The sequence below is a fragment of the Actinoplanes sp. NPDC023714 genome, assembly GCF_040639855.1.
Lineage (GTDB): Bacteria > Actinomycetota > Actinomycetes > Mycobacteriales > Micromonosporaceae > Actinoplanes.
The window spans coordinates 230,951-246,959 of sequence record NZ_JBFAAR010000002.1; the positions used below are offsets into that span (position 1 = coordinate 230,951).

The window sequence follows — 16,009 nt, forward strand, 5'->3', positions numbered from 1 at the left end:
GCGCAACCGGCCAGCGCGGACACGGCGGCCACACCCAGGACACTCCGGCGAGTCATCGGCACGGTGACCGATAGTGCCATGCCGCGACGGGAAATGGGGAGGCGCGACGTCGTACCCCGGATGCAGAATCCCCCGCATGGCGCGCGAGACCCTCCCGGACCGGCCCGAAGCACGCTGGCTCCTGCTCGGCGTCCTGGTCTCCGCGGTGGGGCGCGGCCTCACGCTGCCGTTCCTGTTCATCTACCTGACCGAGGTGCGCGGCTTCAGCGACGCGGCGGCCGGCTTCGCGATCGGCTGGTTCGGCGCGGTCCTGCTGGTCTGCTCACCGCTCGGCGGCACCCTGATGGACCGGTTCGGCACCCGCCGGATCATGCTTCCGGGCTACCTCCTGCAGACCCTCGGCAGCGTGACCCTGGCCCTGGCCCACCACCCGGCCGCCGTGGTCGCGGCGCTCGCCGTGATGGCCGCGGGCGGCGCGCCGACCTGGCCCGGCGGCGCCACCCTGCTCGCCTCGCTGACCGGTGAGCACGAGCGGCAGCGCGCGTTCGGCCTCCAGTTCGCGCTGCTCAACCTCGGGATCGGGGTGGGCGGCCTGATCGCCGGCGCGGTCGTCGACATCACCCGCCCGGCCACGTTCCAGGCGGTCTACCTCATCGACGCGGTGACCTTCCTGGTGCCGGCCGTGATCCTGCTGTCCCTGCGCGGGGTCGGGCACGCGCCGCCGCCGCACGCCGGCGAGGGGCCGCGCGGCGGCTACCTGACCGTGCTCCGCAACCGGCCGTTCCGCCGCCTGCTGCTCTTCGCGCTCTTCCTGAGCACGTGCGGCTATGCCCAGATCGAGGTCGGCTTCGCCGCCTTTTCGGTACGGGTCGCCGAAGTGTCCCCGCGCGTCGTGGCGTGGGCCCTCGCCGCGAACACGGTGACGATCGTGGCGGCGCAGCTCTTCGTGGTGCGACGCATCGAGGGACGCAGCCGAACCACGGCGCTGGCGCTGGTCGGCGTGGTCTTCGCGACGTCCTGGGTGATCCTCGGCGCCGGCGGCCTGGCCGGTGGCGGCTCGCTGGTCGCGGCGCTCTGCGTGATCCTCTGCGCGAGCGTGTTCGCCTGCGGGGAGACGCTGCTGCAGCCGGTCATGCCGGCCGTCACGAACGTGCTGGCCACCGACGAGCTGCGGGCCCGCTACAACGCGGCGACCACGATGCTGATGGGCATCAGCTCGGTGATCGGCCCGGTCACGGCCGGCCCGCTGATCGGTGCCGGGCAGGGCACGGTCTGGGTGGTCGCCATGGTGGCCGGCTGCCTGGTGGCGTCGGCGCTGGCGCTGTCCCTGAAGGGCCTGCTCACCGCCGCCGAGGACGGCCGCCCGGCCCGGTCAGACGCTGTTGGCGCTCATCCATCCGTATAGGACCGCGCCGACGATCAGCAGCAGCAGGAATCCGAACCGGAACAGCGCCCAGAACGCCTCGCTCGACTTCTTGCGCGCGCTGGAGACGTCGGTGTCCTTGGCCTTCTTGAACCCGGCCTTGGCACTTCTTCTGCCGTCGATCAGGCGGGCCAGCCGCATCCCGATGAAGAGGGCGATGGCCGCGCCGAGGATGAATCCGCCCATTCACGCCTCCCGCAGACTGCGAGCACCAGCGTTGCGCCCGCGGTCCACGGCTGTCAATGATCCATAAGGGGCACTGTCGCCTACTGGACATACGATGCGCCCCGTGCGCCTGCTCCTCTCCCTGATCTGCGGCCTGACGGCGGCCGCCCTGTCCGCGACGGCCGGCTCCTGGATCGGCTGGCGTTTCCACGGCGGCCTGCCGTCCGATGCGGAGCTGCGCGCGATCGTGGCGCCGCTCGGCGGACACCGTCGCCGACCTGGGCCCGCTCACCGCCCACCTGCGGGCGACGGGCTGGCGGGTCGGCGGCGACCACACCGCGGCGAAGGGCGGCTGGCGGCTGACCGCCACGACCGGCGCCGACCCGGAGTGGGAGGAGGCCGCGCACGTCCGGGTGGAACGCGCCGCGCCGGCCATCTCGATCGTGCTGGCCGTGCTCCTCGGCGTGGCCGGGGCCGTCGCCGGCGCGCTGTTGGGCCGGCGCCCTGATGATCGCCGTCTTCTTCATCGACTGGCGACTGCCCGGCCGGCCTCCCCGATCGCCTGATCCAGGATCTCCAGGCCGAGGCTCAGCTCGTCGACGGTGGAGGTGAGGGCCGGCGCGATGCGGAAGACGCCGCCCATCCCGGGCAGCTGCACCACGTTCATGTGCAACCCCAGCTCGAGGCAGCGCCGGGTCACCGCGGCGCCGAGCTCGTCGGCCGGCCGTCTGGTCTCGCGGTCGAGCACGAGCTCCAGGCCGACCAGCAGGCCGCGGCCGCGCACGTCGCCGACGACCGGATGCCTGCCGGCGATTTCGATCAAGCCCTTGCGGAGGTACGTCCCCAGCTCGGTCGCCTGGTCATCGAGGCGATCGGCGGCCAGCACGTCGAGGACGGTGTTGCCGACCGCGGCCACGAGCGGGTCGGACACGTGCGTCGTGAAGAACAGGAAGCCGCGCTCGTGGGCGATCTGCTCGATCTCCGGGCTGGTCACCACGGCGGCGAGCGGCAGGCCGGCCCCGAGGGTCTTGGAGAGCGTCAGGATGTCCGGCAGCACGCCGTCGCGCTGGAACGCGTACCAGTCGCCGGTCCGGCACAGCCCGGTCTGCGCCTCGTCGAGGATGAGCAGCCCGCCGCGCGCGTGCACCCGCTCGCGCAGGGCGGCGAGATAGCCGGGCGGCAGGTCGATCACCCCGCCGGAGCTGAGGATCGGCTCGACGATGCAGGCCGCGAGGCTGCCGACCGACTGCGCGTCGAACAGCTCGAACGAGAAGTCCAGCTGCCGGCGCCAGTCGAGCTCGCCGTCCGGGGTGGTGAAGTCCGGCCGGTACGCGTTCGGCGTGGGGATGGCGAAGTTGCCGGGCGCCGCAGGCCCGTACCCTTGGCGCCCGGAACTGTAGGTGGCGCCCGCCGCCGCCTGGGTCATCCCGTGCCAGGAGCGCCCGAACGCGATGACCTCGTGGTTGCCGGTGACCAGCTTCGCCATCCGGAGGGCCGCCTCGTTCGACTCGGCGCCGGTGGTGAGCAGCAGCACCTTCTCGAGGGGCTCGGGCAGCGACGCGGCGAGGCGCCGGGCCAGGTCGACGACCGGCCGGCTGAGCATGCCGCTGAAGAGGTGGTCGAGGGTGGCCGCCTGCCGCTGGACGGTGGCGACGACGGCCGGGTGCGAGTGCCCGAGGATGGCGCTCATCTGCCCGGACGTGAAGTCGAGCAGCCGCCTGCCCCCGGCGGTCCAGACGAAGCTGCCCTCCGCCCGTTCGATGATCTCGGGGACGAACCGTCCCGCCCCGATGTAGCGGACCAGGTGACGCTCGGCGTCGGACCAGAAGCCATCTGTCATGGATCGACGCTAGGATCCGGCCGCTGAGCACGTCCATCTCACATTTCCGCCGTTGCTGTTAAGCACAGCCGTACAGTCCGGGCATGACCCTGAACCCGTGGCGGCTGCGCCTGCTCGCGGACCTGGCGACGTACGGGACGGTCCGCGCCGTGGCCCAGCGCGGCAACCTGAGCCCGTCCGCGGTCTCCCAGCAGCTCGCGACGCTGGAGCGGGAGACCCGTACGGCCCTGCTGGAACGCACCGGCCGCCGGGTCCGGCTCACCGCCGCCGGCGTGCTGCTGGCCGGCCGGGCCCGGGAGATCCTGGCGGCCATGGACGCCGCCGAGGCGGAGCTCCGCGGGCTCGCCGACGAGCCGGCCGGCACGGTCACTGTCGCGGCGTTCCAGAGCGCCGTCCACGCCCTCGCCGAGCCGGCCGTCGCCTGGCTGGCCGCCCGCCACCCGGACGTCACGGTGGTCCTGCTCGAGCTCGAGCCGCACGAGAGCATGCCGGCCCTGCGCCGCGGCGACGTGGACCTGATCATCACGACGGCCGACTTCGCCGGCGCCGAGCTGGACGCGTCGATCGACCTGGTACCGCTGACCTCGGACGCGATCGTGCTGGTCCTGCCGCCCGGCCACCCGCTCACGGCGCACGAGTCGATCGCCCTGGAGGCCTGCGCCGACCAGCGCTGGACGTTCGACGTGGCCGGCTCCTACATGTCCACACTCGCCACCCGCCTGTGCCGGGAGGCGGGCTTCGAGCCGATCGTGATCTGCCGTTTCAACAACTACATGCTGGCGCTCCAGCACGCCGAGAACGGCCGCTCGATGACGATGCTCCCGAAGCTGGCCGTCGATCCCCGCTACCGGGTGGTCGCCCGTCCGCTGGACCCGCCGCTCAGCCGCCGCATCACGGCCGCGGTCCGCCGCCCCTCCGCGCCCCGCCCCGAGGTGACGGCGGTGCTCTCCGCCCTGCGTGTTGAGTTCAGGCCCGATGCGCACCGCAACTCAACACGCGACGACGGGGCCGCGGCTGCGTGTTGAGTTGGGGTCCGATGCGTGCCGCAACTCAACACGCGACGACGGGACTGTGGCTGTGTGTTGAGTTGGGGTCCGGTTTGCGCCGCAACTCAACACGCAGCAGGGGCGGGTCAGCGGGCCGAGAGCAGGTGACTCACCGTGGGCGGGGCCGACGCCAGGGATTGCGCCCGCTCCTCGGCCTCCCGGTCGGAACCGGTGAGGCGGCCCTCGTGCTGCCGCAGGTGCTCGTCCCAGCTCGGCACCACGTAGGCCTCCACGAAACAGGCCGGGTCGGCGCCGTCGCGGAACAGGCCCCACCGCACGGCGCCGGTGCGCAGGCGGCTCCGCCGTACCCTCTCCATGGCCGCGACGAAGGCCGCGGCACGGGAGTCGTCGACCGGGTAGCGGGCGATTATCAGAACCGGTCCGGAGGCGTCCGACGGGTCGACGGTGAGGTGCGGCTCGGGCCAGAAGACGGCGGGCTCGCGGTTCATGCCGCTGGTGTCCAGCAGCGGCCACCAGCGCAGCGTCACCGCGCCGCCGAGCATGAGGGCCGCCGCGATCAGGTGGGTGACGGCGAGGCCGAGCAGGTCGGAGAGCACACCCCAGGCGAGCGCGCCGGCGGCCTGCGAGCCGGCGAAGACGATCTGGTAGACGGCCAGGCCGCGGGCCCGCACCCAGTTCGGCAGGAACAGCTGCATGGCCGCGTTCACGCTGGACAGCACCATCACCCAGGCGATGCCGGCGGGCAGCAGCACGACCACCACGGCGTACTCCGACGGCACGGTGACCAGCAGGGCCAGGATCAGCGCGAACAGCACGCTCGCGATCAGGAGCAGGCGGTTCAGCGTCCAGCGGGACCGCATCCGGGGGAGCAGCAGCGCACCGCAGACCGCGCCGATCCCGACCGCAGCGAGCAGCACGCCGTACCCTCCGGAGCCGAGACCGAGCCGCCGGGACGCCACCAGCGGCAGCAGCGCCCAGAGGGCGCTGCCCGGCACCAGGAACAGCCCGGCCCGCAGCAGGATCCGGCGCACCACCGGCGAATGGCGCACGTAGCGGCTGCCGGAGCGGACCGCGTCGGCGAACGGCTCCGGGTTCGCCGACGCCGACGACTTCGCCCGCCAGCGCCACAGGACCAGCGCGAACACGGCGTACGACAGCGTGTTGAACCCGAACACGACGCCGGTGCCGGCCTGCGCGATGAGCAGACCGGCCACGGCCGGGCCGACCGCGCGGGCCAGGTTCATGCTGATCGCGCCGAGCGCCGACGCGGACGCCAGCTGCGGGCGGGGTACCAGTTCGGGGATGACCGACTGCCAGGCCGGCCCGGTGACCGCCTGACCGGCGCCGAGCACGAACGTCAGGGTCAGCAGCAGGGCCGGCGGCATGTGGCCGGTCACGGTCAGGGCGGTGAGCAGCACGCCCACACCGGTGAGGAAGACCTGCACGGCCAGCAGCAGCCGGCGCCGGTCGAACGTGTCGGCGAGCGCCCCGGCCGGCAGCGCCAGCAGCACGATCGGCAGCGTGCTGGCGGTCTGCACCACGGCGACCAGGGTGTCGGTCCCGGACTCCTCGACGAGCAGCCACTGCGCGCCGACCGTCTGCATCCAGGTACCGATGTTGCTGGCCAGCAGCGCGAGCCACAGGCTCCGGAACGCCGCGACACGGAGCGGGGCCCACGCGGAATCGGTCACGCGACATGCCTACCCGCGATGGGCCACGCTAAAGATGTCAAGACGCGGGCGACGGCTCCGACCAACGGGCGAGAAACGACGGAGAAAGACCAACGGCGAGAAACGACGGAGACAGAGGAGTGGTCATGAAGTTCCTGATCTCGTTGCACATCAACCCGGCCGTGCTGGAGTCCCTCACCGAGGAGGAGCAGGCCGCCATCGGCGCGGGCCACCAGGCCCTGCTCGCCGAGACGAAGGAGTCCGGCGAGCTGCTCTCGACGATGGCCCTGACCGACCCGTCGCAGGCCGCGGTCGTCTCGGTCAGCGACGGCCGGACGGTGGCGACCGACGGCCCGTTCGCCGAGGCGAAGGAGTTCCTCGGCGGGTTCTACCTGTTCGACGTGGAGAGCCGGGAACGGGCGATCGAGCTGGCCGCGCGGATCCCGGACGCCGCGATCGACGGGCTCGGCGTCGAGGTGCGCCAGGTGATGTTCGCCGACGGCCCGCTGACCGGGCCGCTCGAGGCGTGACGGCGGTGCCTCCGATCGAGGACCTGTGGCGGGAGGTCGCGCCGCAGGTCCTCGGCGCGCTGGTGCGCCGGTACGGGCAGTTCGACGGCGCCGAGGACGCGGTGCAGGAGGCCGTGCTCGCGGCGACCGCGCAGTGGCCGTCCGAGGGCGTGCCGGCCAACCCGCGGGCCTGGCTCATGACGGTCGCCTCCCGCCGGCTCATCGACCAGATGCGCAGCGACCACGCCCGCCGGGAACGCGAGGAGGCGGCGTCCCGGGTCGCGGCGCCGGACGTTCCGGACACCGACGACACCCTGGAGCTGCTCTTCCTCTGCTGCCACCCGGCGCTGACCCCGCCCTCGCAGATGGCCCTCACCCTGCGCGCGGCCGGCGGCCTGACCACCGCCGAGATCGCCCGGGCGTTCCTGGTGCCCGAGGCGACCATGGCGGCCCGGATCAGCCGGGCCAAGCAGAAGATCAGGCCGGGTACGTTCCTCGTCGACGTCACCCGGCTGCCGGTGGTGCTGCACGTCCTCTACCTGATCTTCAACGAGGGCTACACCGCCGTGGACCGGGTCGACCTGGCGCGCGAGGCGATCCGGCTGACCCGGCTCGTGCACGCACAGCTGCCGGAGGACGGTGAGGTCACCGGCCTGCTGGCGCTCATGCTGCTCACCCACGCCCGGCGGCCGGCCCGGGTCACGGCCGGGGGCGACCTGGTCCCGCTGGACGAGCAGGACCGGGCACGCTGGGATCGTACGATGATCGCCGAAGGCATGGAGCTCGCCAAGCTCTCGGCCGGCGCCGCCGCACTCGGCCCCTATCAGCTGCAGGCCGCGATAGCGGCCACCCACGCGAGCGACGGCGCCACCGACTGGCGGCAGATCCACGGGCTCTACCTGATCCTGGAACGGGTGGCGCCGAACCCGATGGTCCGGCTCAACCGCGCCGTGGCGCTCGCCGAGCTCGACGGACCGGCCGCCGGACTCGGCCTGCTCGCCACCCTCGACGACGACCCGCGGATGGCCGGGCATCACCGGCTGCTCTCGGTGCGGGCGCACCTGCTGGAGAGGGCGGGGGAGACGGCGGAGGCCGCGGCGCTGTACCGGCAGGCGGCGAAGGGGACCGCGAACGCGGCCGAGCGGCGCTACCTGGAGTCCCGTTTCAGGCGCCTCGTCCCGGGAACCAACCGGGAGGGAGACGGAGGAGGTAGCCATGCCGGCACGTGAGGACATGCCCAGCACGATCGCGCGGTCGCCGAAGAAGGCCCAGGACACGTACGTGAAGACGCACGACTCGGCGGTCGAGCAGTACGGCGAGGGCGAGCGCGCCCACCGCACCGCGTTCTCCGCGGTCAAGCACTCGTTCGAGAAGGTCGGCGACCACTGGGAGCCGAAGGCGGAGAAGGGCCCGAGCGACGCGAAGGCCGCCGGCGGCCGCGGCACGAAGGCGGAGACCGCGGGCGGCGTCGACGCCAACGCCAGCAAGGCCCACCTCATGGACGTCGCGAAGCGGCTCGACATCACCGGCCGCTCCCGGATGACGAAGCCGGAGCTCGTCGACGCGATCCAGAAGGCGAACGACCGCAGCACACGGAAAGCCCGCGAGAAGTAGCGGGGATGCGAGCGCGCCGCCGCCGGCCCGGGTATGTTTCCCCGGGCATCTCATGGAAGGCGCGCATGACGGACCACGGCACGGCGGGCGGCGAGGACGGGCAGCGTCTCGCCGCTCTGTCGTACACCGGGCTCGGCGCCACGCCCGACCCGATGTTCGACAGGTTCGCCGCGATGGTCCGCACCGTCCTGGACGTCCCGGTGGCGCTGGTCTCGCTCGTGGACGCGGAACGGCAGTTCTTCCCGGGCGCGTACGGGCTCGGCGACCCGTGGGCGCAGGCCCGGCAGACGCCGCTCAGCCACTCGTTCTGCAAGCACGTGGTCGCCGCCGGCGAGCCGCTGATCGTCACCGACGCCCGGACCGACCCGCGGGTCCGGGGCAACCTCGCGATCGAGGACCTCGGCGTCGTCGGTTACGCCGGGATGCCGGTGCACGACGCGGACGGCCGGGTGCTCGGCTCGCTCTGCGCGATCGACCACGAGCCGCGGGTCTGGACCGGCCAGGAGCTGTCCATCCTGGCCGACCTGGCCGCCGCCTGCTCGGACAGCCTGCAGCTGCGGATCGCCTCGTACCACGCGGCGTACCGGGCCGAGTCGGTCGCCGAGCGCAGCCGGCTGCTGCTGCGGGCGAGCGCCGCGCTCGGCGCCGCGGCCACCTCCGACGACGTCATCGACACGGTCCGCGACCTGGTCATCGGCAACCTCGACCCGGCGTACGTCGGCGTCTCCTGGCTGGCCGCCGGCGGCCTGATCCAGCTCGTCTCCGGCCGGCTGCTGCCCCCGGCCCTCGCCGAGCGCTGGCAGTCCTACGGCGTGGAGGTCCACACCCCGTCCGGCCTGGCCGCCCGCACCGGCCGGCCGGTGATCCTGCCCGACCTGGCCGCGGTCGCCGCCGCGACGCCCGACGCGCTGTCCACGTTCGAGCAGATGAACTGGCAGGCCGCCGTGAGCGTGCCGCTGCCCGGCGTGCACGGCCCGATCGGCGCGCTCACGTTCTGCTGGAAGCAGCCGTACCGGCCCGGCGAGGGCGAGCACGCCGTCCTCACCGCGCTGGCCGGGTACGTCGCGCAGGCCCTGCTCCGGGCCGCCGAGTACGACGAGCGCCGCACCGCCGCCGAGACGATGCAGAAGGCGCTGCTCAGCCCGCTGCCGGACCTCGACCACGTGCGGATGGCCGCCCGCTACGCCCCGGCGAACCGCAGCGACCTGGTGGGCGGCGACTGGTACGACGCGGTCCGGATCGACGAGTCCCGGATGGCCGTCATGATCGGCGACGTGGCCGGGCACGGGGTGAAGGCCGCCGCGCGGATGGGTCACTACCGGAGCATGCTGCGGGCCCTCCTCGTGGACCGGTACGAATACCCGTCGGTGCTGCTGACCCGCTTCGAACGGGCGGTGCAGATGCTCGGGGTGGGCGGGGTGGCCACGGCGCTGGTCGCCTATCTGACGGCGGAGCCGGACGGCGGGCACACGATGACCTGGGCGAGCGCCGGCCACCTGCCGCCCACGCTGGTGCTCCCGGACGGCACGATCAGTCAGCTCCCGCTCGGCGGCCCACTGCTCGGCGGGCTGCGCGGCATCACCCGGCGAACCCACACCCGGGTGCTGCCGGCCGGGAGCCGGCTCGTGCTCTACACCGACGGGCTGCTGGAGACGCGGACCCGCCCGATCGACGACGGCGTCGCCCGCCTGCACTCGGTGCTGACCGCCCACCCCGGCGCCGGTCTGGACGCGCTGGCCGACGCCGCCATGGAGATCATTCCGGCGGGGGAGCGGGAGGACGACGCGTCCCTCCTGCTGATCGAGACCCGCTGACGGCCGTCACCGGCTGTACGGCACGGCTCTGAGGAGCGCTCCCATCCCGCCCTGCGGTACAGCCGGTGGTTGGGGGACATCGGCCTCACGGACGATGCCGGTGACACGGCCGCGATGCTTGGCTGAGGTGACGGAGCCCGGATCGCGTTCGGTCGCCAGTCCATCTCGCGACCCGGGCGTCCCCACGACGGCGAGGCCCGGTCGGTCGGTTCCTCCTCGGCACGAGAGATGATGCCGCCTGCCGTGACGGCCGCATTCCCGTGTGCACGGTCGTTTACACGTACACGAAATGTCTCTTCTCCAACAGCGCGTCGATCTCCGCCGGGGGCAGCGGGCGCGCGAAGTGGAATCCCTGCGCCTGGCGGTACCCGAGCTCGAACAGCCGCCGCGCCTGCTCGGCCGTCTCGACGCCCTCGGCCACCGTGCGCAGGCCCATGGTCTCGGCGATGCCGGTCAGCGCGATCGCGATCGCCTCCTGCTGCGGTGTGCCGCCGAGACCGTCGACGAACGACTTGTCGACCTTGATGGCGTCGACCGGGCAGGTGCGCAGCAGGCCCAGCGACGAGTGGCCGGTGCCGAAGTCGTCGAGCGCGATGCCGACGCCCAGCTCGGACAGCGCCGTCACGGTGGCGAGCGCCCGGCCGCCGCCGAAGACCGCCGTCTCGGTGATCTCGACGGTGAGCTGCGACGCGGGCACGCCGTGGCGGTCCAGTGCGCCGCGGAGGACGTCGACGAGGCCGGGGTCGAGCAGCTGACGAGCCGAGACGTTGACGGCCACCGACCGCAGGGCGTGCGGCCCGTGCGCGCGCCGCCACTCCGCCGCCTGCGCGCAGACCCGGTCGATGATCCAGGCGCCGAGCTCGACGATGAGGCCGGTGTCCTCGGCGACCGGGATGAACGCGGCCGGGGAGACCAGCGTGCCGTCGGCGCGCGACCAGCGGATCAGCGACTCGACGCCGGTGATCCGGCCGTCCGGCAGGTCGACGATCGGCTGGTAGAGCAGGTGGAACTCGCCGGCCGTGAGCGCCCGGCGCAGGTCGGCCGCGACGGTGGCGCGCCGCGTGAGCGCGGACTCCAGCGACGCGTCGTAGCGGACCAGGCGCGGGCCGGGGCCGGTGGTCGCCTCGCGCAGCGCGATCTCGGCGTGCCGGAAGAGGTCGTCGTCCCCTTCGGCCACGCCGATGGACAGGTCGAGGACGACTTCGTGGCCGGCGGCGGTGATCGTGGTGTCGAGGTCGAGGGAATGGCCGGTGCCCGGTATCAGCAGGCCGAACTCGTCCCCGCCGATCCGAGCGACAATGCCCGACTCAACGGCATATTTCATCTGAATACCGAACGTCTTCAACAACTCGTCCCCGACCTCCGGCCCCAGCGCGTCGTTGATCGACCGGAAGTCCTTGAGGTCGACGAGCACGACCGTGTGCGGGCCGGACGCCCGGGCCACCGACGCGGTGAAGTACCGGCGGCTCCACAGCCCGGTCAGCTCGTCGTGCATGGCGTGGTGGGCGACGGTGTCCAGCAGCGACGCGTTCTCGGACAGCGCCATCGCCTGCCGGGCCACGACGAGCAGCAGGAGCAGGGCGGTTCCGGCCACCTGGACGGTGCTGAGGTGGCCGGTACGCAGGTAGACCGCAGCGACCAGCACGCTGGTCAGGCCGGTGGCGACGAGCGGGACGGCGGTGCCGCGCCGGTGCAGGGCCGGGTGGAGGGGCGCCGGGGCGGCGCCGCGGGTCAGGCTCGCGTGCGCGGCCAGCGCGCCGAACAGGCCCACGAACGGCAGCACCGCGGCACTGCCGTTGAGGTGCGGCCACGGCGTGAGCAGGGTCATCAGCACGGTGGAGAGCGGGCCGCACGCGCCGATCGGGGCGAGCCACCACAGCGACGCGCGCGGCACCGGGCTCTGCCGGGCCGCCATGATCTTCACGACCACCACGACGCCGGCCACCGCGATCGCCATCATCGCGATGTTCAGCCACCACGCCGACGTGCTCACGCCGAACCGGTCCTCGAACCAGCCGACGTACTGCGAGGCCGCGATCCCGGCCGTCACCGCCACGACCGCCACGTCGAGCACGGCCGTGGTGAGCCGGCGCCAGCTGCGCCCGCCGCCGGGCAGCCGCAGCAGCGCCGCGATCGCCAGAATGGTGCCGGTGACGTAGAGCAGGAGCGTGCGCGATCCGAGCGGCGGCATCCCGTCGAACGGCATCGTGATCACGTCGATGGTCTGACTGATCGCCGCGGCGAGCACGAACGCCATCGCCACCGCGACCCGCCGCCAGAAGACTCGCTGCCCTCCGGCGCTCCCTGCCGCTGTCATGAATCCGGCGACCGCCATGGCCGGCCCGATCACGGCGGGCGCCCACACCAGCAGATTCGAGAAGCGGAACCGCAGGCCGCACACCACGAGCAGCACCTCGGCGACGGCCGCCGCGATCGCGACCGGGAGGTACCAGGCGCGCCAGCGCGTGATCACCGCTCCTCCTACCCGCATCGGTCCGGACCCGTCGCCGTGGACATCGGCGCGGTGCGCCCGGATGTGAGGCTCTATGGTTCGGATCATGATCCGTGCGGTTGTCATCGACGTCGACGACACGCTGTGCATGACCGAGGCGGCGTCGTTCGCGCTGGAGAACGAGGTCCTGGCGCGGATGGGCCGCCCGCCGATGCCGCGCTCCCTGCACCTCGCGACCTGGGGCGAGCCCCTCCTCGAGGCCATGCCGAAGCGCTCCCCGGGCCTCGACCTGGACCGATTCGGCCCACTCTTCCACGAGGCGATGACCCGCCACATAGCCGACGGCCTGCTCGACGTCATCCCGCCCGACAACCTCGAGGCCCTCGACGCCCTGCTGCTCGCGGGCTATTCGTTGATGCTGCTGACGTCCCGTACCGGCGCCGAGATCAGGCACATGCTGGAGCCGGACCACGTCCTCTCCACCCGAATAAGCCGGATATATCACCGCGACAACACCCGTTTCGGCAAGCCCGATCCCCGAGCATTCGACGAACTCCTGGCCGAGGCAGGCCTGACTCCCGCCGAATGCGTCTACGTGGGCGACTCTCCCGGCGATGCCGAATCCGCGGGCGGCGCCGGCATCCCCTTCATCGCCTGCCTCCAGAGCGGCGTCCGCGCCTTGTCCGATTTCAACCCCCGCTACACGACGGCCGCGATCGCCGCTTTCCCCGAGGTGGTCGAGACGATGAAGACCCTTTTTCCGTACGAAGATTGACGGCACCCCACAAAAGCACCAGCGAGTCCCGCGTCCTCCCGAAGACCTGACGGCCCGTTCCCCGCCGGCCGGCCCGGCCACCGCACCCGGCCGTAGACCGCCCAGACATGACGTTCAGCCATGACCCGTCAACGCCGCCTGGCTGGAGCGGGCGGTTTCTTGAAAGCGTGAGACGGCGAGGCGCTCTACGACGTGGACCGACAGGTCGCCTTCCCCTCCCCGGGAACGGCTTGGCGGCCGGCCCCGGGGGTTGAGAGTTCAGAGCCGGTCGGCCATCCGGGTGGCGATCGCCACGAGCTCGTCCTGCCCGATCAGCGGCGCGTCGGTGACCGGCTTGCTGCCGTCCCCGCCGAAGTAGTTCACGGCCAGCAGCTTCAGGTGCCGATTCCCGCCGGGCAGTTTCACGTCCACCCCGTGGAAGACCCACTTCCGGCCGGGCTTGTCGACGTAGCGGACCAGGTCCAGCCCGGAGGCCGTCCGGGTGGCCGAGCACGACCGGAGCCCGCTGCCCTCGCACTCGGTGAACTCCGAGCACGACCCGTCCGGGCCGCACCCGACCGGCCGCAGCCACAGGTAGAAGCCGCCCTTGCCGCCGCCGCGGGTGATCCCGGACCGCCCGGCGATCGAGCCCGGATCCTCCTGCCACATCGTCACGTGCCCGTCCGGCGTCCGCTTCTCCCCGGGCTCGTCCGGCATGTAGATCCACGCGATGCCGGGCGCCTCCGCGGCGACGCTCTCCTCGAGAAGGTCCCGCACACCCCCCAAGGTCCGGATGGGCGAAGGAGCAGGGGAAGGGGAAGGGGAAGGGGAAGGGGAAGGGGCAGCAGCAGGTGGGGGCGGAGGCACGGGCGCGGGCTCGGGAGCACCGGTCAGGCTCACCCCCGCGACGACGGCGACGACCACCGCCACGGCTGTCCCACCGGATGCCGCGAGTCGCCGCAGCCGGCGACGCCTCCGGCTGCGCGCGATGACCGCGCCGACATCCACGGTCGAGGGCGGCGCGGCGCCGATGAGCTGGTCGAGCGTCTCCTGGTTCACGGCTTCCTCCCGGAGGCTTGGGTCAGCGTGCGCAGCAGGTCGAGCGCCCGCGCCGACTGGCTCTTCACCGTTCCCGCGGAGATGCCGAGGATCTCGGCGGTCTCCTCGATCGAGTGGTCGAAATAGAAGCGCAGGACGACGACGGCCCGCTGCCGCCGGCCGAGCCTCCCGAGCAGGCGCAGCAGCTGATCACGATCGCCGGTGGCGTCCGCCGGCGTCGCGACCACGTCCGGCACGACGTCGGCGGGACTCTCCCGCTGCCAGGGCCGGCGTCGTTCGTCGATCCAGGCGTTCGTGAGCACTCTCTGCACGTACGCATCGGGGTTGTCTGTCGCAGCGACCCGGCGCCAACGCTCGAAGAGCTTGCCCACGACGGTCCCCACGAGATCATCGGCGAGGTGCCAGTCGTGGCAGAGCAGGTAGGCCGCCCGCCGCCAGCGCTCCATCCGGACGCTGACGAAGGCGCGGAACTCGTCCTCCTCGGAGCGATCCAACTTTCGTCCTTCCCCGTTCGTCTACTGACCGGATCGACGGAATCCACCATCGTCGAGGTTGCACGGGACTTCCGGCCCTGCCGATCAGTGCTTCGGCAGGCGTTCCGTAGGGGGTATGGACACCACCTTCGTCCCTCCATCGCGGGCGATCCTGACGGACTGCGTGCGCTCGGCGGGCACGGCGCCGTCGCTGCACAACAGCCAGCCGTGGCTGTTCCGGGTGGCGCCGCCCGCGATCGACGTGTTCGCCGATCCGGCGAGGCGCCTCCCGGTGGTCGATCCGGAAGGGCGCGAACATCTGATCAGCGTGGGCGCGGCCGTCCTCACGTTGCGCTTGGCGGTGCGTCACGCCGGCTATTCCGTACGTACGGAGCTCCGTGCGGGCGACCTCACCTCCGGCGACGCCCCTTCCCTGGCGGCGACGGTGATCGCCGGCCGCCCCCGCCGCCCGGACCGGGTCACCGAGGCCCTGGCCGCCGCGATCCCGCACCGGCACACGAACCGCTGGCCGTTCGCCCAGGTGGCCGTCCCCGCCGACGCGATCGAACGGCTGCGCGCCGCGGCCCGCGAGGAGGGCGCCACCCTGACCCTGGCCCCACCGGCCGCCCGCGACGCGATCCTGGGCCTGGCCCGCGCCGCCGACCGCTGGCTCAGCACCCGCCCCCACCACGCCGAGGAGATCGCCCGCTGGACCGGCCGCGACGTACGTCACGACGGCGTCCCGGAGTGGGCCGCCGGCCCCTGGGACGCCCTCGAGGTCATGCCGGTCCGCGACTTCGCGGGCCTGCCCCGCGAACGCGTCCCGTTCGAGCCCTACCCGACCGTCCTGGTCCTCTCCACCGACGACGACGGTCCCCAGGACTGGCTCCGAGCGGGCCAGGCGCTGCAGCGGGTCCTGCTCACCGCCACCTGGCTGGGCCTGGCCACCACACCGATCAGCCAGCCCGTGGAGGTCCCCTTCATCCGAGCCGAACTGACCCGTCGACCAGCCCAGATGGTCCTCCGGGTCGGCTACGGCCGGGTGGCGGCCGGCACCCCGCGCCGATCCCTCAACGAACTCCTGATCCCAGCAGAGACCTGACCCCACCGGCACGCCACCACCCCGGTCAACGGCCACCACCCCGGTCAACGGCCACCACCCCGGTCAACGGCCACCACCCCGGTCAACGGCCACCACCCCGGTCAACGGCCACCACCCCGGTCAACGG

Annotated in this window: 15 protein-coding genes; 9 read left to right on the top strand and 6 right to left on the bottom strand. The window is 72.7% G+C overall.

Translation table 11 applies throughout. From position 1 onward, the window contains the following. Positions 1-136 precede the first annotated feature (136 nt). On the top strand, positions 137-1,405 hold the full coding sequence (locus tag AB0G10_RS08880) for an MFS transporter (RefSeq protein WP_360918199.1): 1,269 nt from the start codon (positions 137-139) through the stop codon (positions 1,403-1,405). Here the strand turns inward: AB0G10_RS08880 and AB0G10_RS08885 are convergent. After that, positions 1,373-1,609 carry a hypothetical protein gene (locus AB0G10_RS08885; RefSeq protein ID WP_360918200.1) on the bottom strand — a complete coding sequence of 79 codons (237 nt, stop codon included), beginning with the start codon at positions 1,607-1,609 and terminating at the stop codon, positions 1,373-1,375. The two genes, AB0G10_RS08880 and AB0G10_RS08885, sit on opposite strands and share 33 nt — an antisense overlap. A 206-nt stretch (positions 1,610-1,815) precedes the next feature. Between AB0G10_RS08885 and AB0G10_RS08890 the strand changes: the two genes are divergently transcribed. Then, positions 1,816-2,154: a hypothetical protein gene (locus AB0G10_RS08890; RefSeq protein WP_360918201.1), complete on the top strand. Its 339-nt coding sequence runs from the start codon at positions 1,816-1,818 to the stop codon at positions 2,152-2,154. Here the strand turns inward: AB0G10_RS08890 and AB0G10_RS08895 are convergent. Beyond that, complete coding sequence (locus AB0G10_RS08895; protein ID WP_360918202.1) at positions 2,112-3,428, bottom strand: aspartate aminotransferase family protein; 1,317 nt, start codon at positions 3,426-3,428, stop codon at positions 2,112-2,114. The two genes, AB0G10_RS08890 and AB0G10_RS08895, sit on opposite strands and share 43 nt — an antisense overlap. 83 nt (positions 3,429-3,511) lie before the next feature. Here AB0G10_RS08895 and AB0G10_RS08900 point away from each other — a divergent pair, with 83 nt between their 5' ends. After that, positions 3,512-4,453, top strand: coding sequence for a LysR family transcriptional regulator (locus AB0G10_RS08900; protein WP_360918203.1), 942 nt, complete (start codon positions 3,512-3,514; stop codon positions 4,451-4,453). Positions 4,454-4,560: 107 nt separating this feature from the next. On the opposite strand, the gene AB0G10_RS08905 is transcribed toward AB0G10_RS08900, so the two are convergent. After that, a complete protein-coding gene (locus tag AB0G10_RS08905; RefSeq protein WP_360918204.1) occupies positions 4,561-6,126 on the bottom strand; it encodes an MFS transporter in 1,566 nt (521 codons plus the stop codon). A 125-nt stretch (positions 6,127-6,251) separates the two neighbouring features. Between AB0G10_RS08905 and AB0G10_RS08910 the strand changes: the two genes are divergently transcribed. The 4 genes from AB0G10_RS08910 to AB0G10_RS08925 all read left to right on the top strand — a co-directional run bounded on the left by AB0G10_RS08910 (position 6,252) and on the right by AB0G10_RS08925 (position 10,042). Beyond that, positions 6,252-6,635 carry a YciI family protein gene (locus AB0G10_RS08910; protein ID WP_360918205.1) on the top strand — a complete coding sequence of 128 codons (384 nt, stop codon included), beginning with the start codon at positions 6,252-6,254 and terminating at the stop codon, positions 6,633-6,635. Further along, positions 6,632-7,843 carry a DUF6596 domain-containing protein gene (locus AB0G10_RS08915; protein ID WP_360918206.1) on the top strand — a complete coding sequence of 404 codons (1,212 nt, stop codon included), beginning with the start codon at positions 6,632-6,634 and terminating at the stop codon, positions 7,841-7,843. The genes AB0G10_RS08910 and AB0G10_RS08915 overlap by 4 nt, the downstream gene beginning before the upstream one ends. Then, positions 7,830-8,228, top strand: coding sequence for a ChaB family protein (locus AB0G10_RS08920; protein ID WP_360918207.1), 399 nt, complete (start codon positions 7,830-7,832; stop codon positions 8,226-8,228). The genes AB0G10_RS08915 and AB0G10_RS08920 overlap by 14 nt, the downstream gene beginning before the upstream one ends. A 65-nt stretch (positions 8,229-8,293) precedes the next feature. After that, positions 8,294-10,042, top strand: a complete 1,749-nt coding sequence (locus AB0G10_RS08925; RefSeq protein ID WP_360918208.1) for a SpoIIE family protein phosphatase — start codon at positions 8,294-8,296, stop codon at positions 10,040-10,042. 274 nt (positions 10,043-10,316) lie between these two features. Here the strand turns inward: AB0G10_RS08925 and AB0G10_RS08930 are convergent, their stop codons facing one another. Further along, a complete protein-coding gene (locus AB0G10_RS08930) occupies positions 10,317-12,515 on the bottom strand; it encodes a bifunctional diguanylate cyclase/phosphodiesterase (protein WP_360918209.1) in 2,199 nt (732 codons plus the stop codon). An 85-nt stretch (positions 12,516-12,600) separates the two neighbouring features. Between AB0G10_RS08930 and AB0G10_RS08935 the strand changes: the two genes are divergently transcribed. Further along, entirely contained in the window at positions 12,601-13,269 is a 669-nt protein-coding gene (locus AB0G10_RS08935) for an HAD-IA family hydrolase (protein WP_360918210.1), read from the top strand. Positions 13,270-13,527: 258 nt separating this feature from the next. Here the strand turns inward: AB0G10_RS08935 and AB0G10_RS08940 are convergent, their stop codons facing one another. After that, positions 13,528-14,025 carry a hypothetical protein gene (locus AB0G10_RS08940; RefSeq protein ID WP_360918211.1) on the bottom strand — a complete coding sequence of 166 codons (498 nt, stop codon included), beginning with the start codon at positions 14,023-14,025 and terminating at the stop codon, positions 13,528-13,530. 278 nt (positions 14,026-14,303) lie between these two features. Continuing rightward, a complete protein-coding gene (locus tag AB0G10_RS08945; protein ID WP_360918212.1) occupies positions 14,304-14,801 on the bottom strand; it encodes a SigE family RNA polymerase sigma factor in 498 nt (165 codons plus the stop codon). A gap of 115 nt (positions 14,802-14,916) precedes the next feature. On the opposite strand from AB0G10_RS08945, the gene AB0G10_RS08950 reads away from it, so the two are divergent. Continuing rightward, positions 14,917-15,882, top strand: a complete 966-nt coding sequence (locus AB0G10_RS08950) for a nitroreductase family protein (protein WP_360918213.1) — start codon at positions 14,917-14,919, stop codon at positions 15,880-15,882. Positions 15,883-16,009 lie beyond the last annotated feature (127 nt).